Source organism: Candidatus Margulisiibacteriota bacterium (assembly GCA_041658645.1).
Classification (GTDB): Bacteria; Margulisbacteria; WOR-1; order O2-12-FULL-45-9; family XYB2-FULL-48-7; genus JBAZZV01.
Map to the genome: position 1 here is coordinate 1 of JBAZZV010000032.1, position 2,536 is coordinate 2,536.

The 2,536-nt window shown below is 56.2% G+C and carries 5 protein-coding genes; 1 reads left to right on the forward strand and 4 read right to left on the reverse strand.

Annotated features, from left to right (window positions below):
- From WC903_09255 to WC903_09270, 4 genes are all read right to left on the reverse strand, one after another.
- Positions 1-228 (reverse strand): hypothetical protein (locus WC903_09255; protein ID MFA5894132.1); only part of this gene is annotated, 228 nt, incomplete at its 3' end.
- Positions 212-466 (reverse strand): hypothetical protein, encoded by a 255-nt coding sequence (locus WC903_09260; protein MFA5894133.1) that lies wholly within the window; start codon positions 464-466, stop codon positions 212-214. The genes WC903_09260 and WC903_09255, both read right to left, overlap by 17 nt.
- A gap of 17 nt (positions 467-483) precedes the next feature.
- Positions 484-1,386 carry an LCP family protein gene (locus WC903_09265; GenBank protein ID MFA5894134.1) on the reverse strand — a complete coding sequence of 301 codons (903 nt, stop codon included), beginning with the start codon at positions 1,384-1,386 and terminating at the stop codon, positions 484-486.
- Between the two features lie 89 nt (positions 1,387-1,475).
- Positions 1,476-2,132 carry a SagB/ThcOx family dehydrogenase gene (locus WC903_09270; protein ID MFA5894135.1) on the reverse strand — a complete coding sequence of 219 codons (657 nt, stop codon included), beginning with the start codon at positions 2,130-2,132 and terminating at the stop codon, positions 1,476-1,478.
- A 34-nt stretch (positions 2,133-2,166) separates the two neighbouring features.
- Between WC903_09270 and WC903_09275 the strand changes: the two genes are divergently transcribed.
- Positions 2,167-2,536, forward strand: a 370-nt coding sequence (locus WC903_09275) for an exotoxin A binding domain-containing protein (GenBank protein ID MFA5894136.1), incomplete at its 3' end; no start/stop codon positions are given.

The following is a 2,536-nucleotide window of genomic DNA, read 5'->3' on the forward strand; positions in this document are numbered from 1 at the left end:
GATGGCGACCAGGGAGTGGGAGAGCTCATGGGCCAGGAGCGAAGCAAAAAGGAGGAGGGTGGCGATGATCGCCATCAGCCAGTAGGCGGGGGCGGTCAACTCCGGGTTAGTTTCCGGGAAATAGCCGTTGGCCAGGGTAGCAATGACCAGCAAGACGACCAGGAACCAACTGTAATTGATCTCGATCGGGATATTGAAGACCGTGGCGAGCTTAAAGGCCGGTTTCATGTTTATAAGCGTCAAGGAGGTTATAGGTCCAGAGCGCGAAGCCGCCGACCAGGCAGAAGCCGAGCGTGGTCAGGAAGAAATAGGCGTTGAACATCAGGGCGAGGTAGACGAGCGACGGGAGAACGAAATAGAAGGCGAGGAGCAAGAACAGCCCCTTGGCCCCTTCACCTTTGACGATCTGGCCCAAGCCAACGATCAGGAAGGAGGCGAGGGTTGCCCAGAAAAAACGTTTTCTCATGGTCATCATTATAACATTTACCGGCCGAAGTGGGCTTTCAGGATGACGTCTAACCCGCGCTTGTCGACCAGCCAGACCGAGCCGGCGGGAGTATTGTCTTGGGTCTCGCCCGAAGCCAGGTAAGTGATGACGTCGCGGGCGGAGAGGGTGCGGGCGAAATTGGCCAGGCGGATGATCTTAAGGAGCGGGAGGTTGGTCTGAATATAACTGGTCGCCAACTGGAAAGCGAGCGGCGCCTTAAGCAGGTTGCTCGGTTTGGTCAGCGACATGAAAACGGTCGAGAGCATCTGCTGCTGCCGGCCGATCCGGCCGATATCGCCGAAGGCATCGTGCCGGAAACGCATGTAGCCCTGCGCTTCCTTGCCGTTTAGCTTGTGCCAACCTTTCTTGAGGTTGATGTAGAGCCCTTGCGCCCGGTCGACGTAATACATATTGTTTTCCACGTAAACGTCGACCCCGCCGACCAGGTCGATCAATTTGCCGGTGGCGGAGGGATTTATTTTTAGATAATTATCGACCTCGATGCCGAAAGTTTGTTCCAGGGTCTTTTCCAGCAGGTCAACCCCGCCGTAAACGTTGGCCGCGTTGATCTTGGCCCAGCCATAGCCGGGAATGTTGACGTAGCTGTCGCGCGGGATGGAGAGGAGGTAGACCCGGTAATTGATCGGGTCGACCCGCAGGAGCATGATCGCGTCGGTCCGCCCGTTGCTTTCTTTGAGCGCCTGGCCGGTCTCCGAGCTGAAATTAATATCAGTCCCGAGTATTAATAGAGTCGTGGGGCGGCGGACCACGCCGATCCGGATAAATTCCGGGATGAAACGGGGGGCGAAGATATTGGCGTAGAAGTAGAATATCCCGGAAAAGATCACCAGGAGCGCCAGCAGGCGGTAAAGGTCGATTTTTTTTAAGTTATTTTTCATATTGAATTCCAAAAAATGTAGCGGCGGTCTTTAGACCGCCATTATTGTTTTGGCGACCTAAAGGTCGCCGCTACTTGGGAGACATTCGTTTATGACGATCCCTGGTAACCGATCGGGATAATGTAAAAGGGGTCCTGGGTTTCCGGCAGTTCCAGGGCTTTGGCGACTACGTCGTCCCAGAAAGCGCCGACCGGGAGGGAAACGAGCCCCAGGGCGACCGCCTGCAGTTGAATGTTCTCGGCCACGTGGCCGACTTCCATATTGACGTAGCGGTAGGAGCGCTGGCCGTATTTGGCCTCGGAGATGCGGAAGTTGCCGCAGACGATAATGACCACGGGGGCTTCGCTGATGTAATTCTGGCCGAGAGAAGCGCGGACTAGCGAGGGGCGGATATCCTCGGTCTTGAGCTGTTTGAGCTTATGGCCGTCGGGCAAGTACTGGAAAACCCCGTCCTTTTTCACGACATATAAGTAGAGCGGGTAGAGGGCTCCGGCCGACGGGGCGGCGCGGAAGCCCCAGGTCTTGTCGGTCACGCCCTGGCCGGCCCAAAGGAGCTGGGAGATCTGTTCGAGCGTCAGTTCATTGGGGAGGAAAGAGCGTTCCGAACGGCGGCGGAAGATCGATTCCTCGACCGTCATTTTGCCGATCAGTTTCGGTTCGGGGAGAAGGATAGCTTGGGGAGCGGCGGTCGCGAGACTGACGGCCAGTTCGAGGGAGAGAGAGAGGAGCAATAACCTTTTCAACATGCGCAAATTATATCACAAGTGTTATAATTAAAATATGCGCAAGTCGTTTTGGGTGGGGCTTGGTTTACTCCTCCTGGTGTTGGGCGCGGAAGCGGTCCAGTTCGCGGCCCCGTTCGCGAAAATCGGCGATGCCCTGAAAATGGTCCGCGAAAAAAACCTCTCCAAGTATGAAGCGAAGTATTGGCGAAAACTTCCCGGCCGGAGGGTCGAGTGCCGGCTCTGCCCCAACCAATGCGTGATCAATAATTTGGCGCGGGGGGCGTGCGGGGTCAGGCTCAATCTCGAAGGCAAACTATATTCCCTGGTCTACGGCAAGCCGATCGCGGTCCATGTCGACCCGATAGAGAAAAAACCGCTTTCTCATTTCCTGCCCGGCACGACCGTTTTTTCGCTGGCCACGGCCG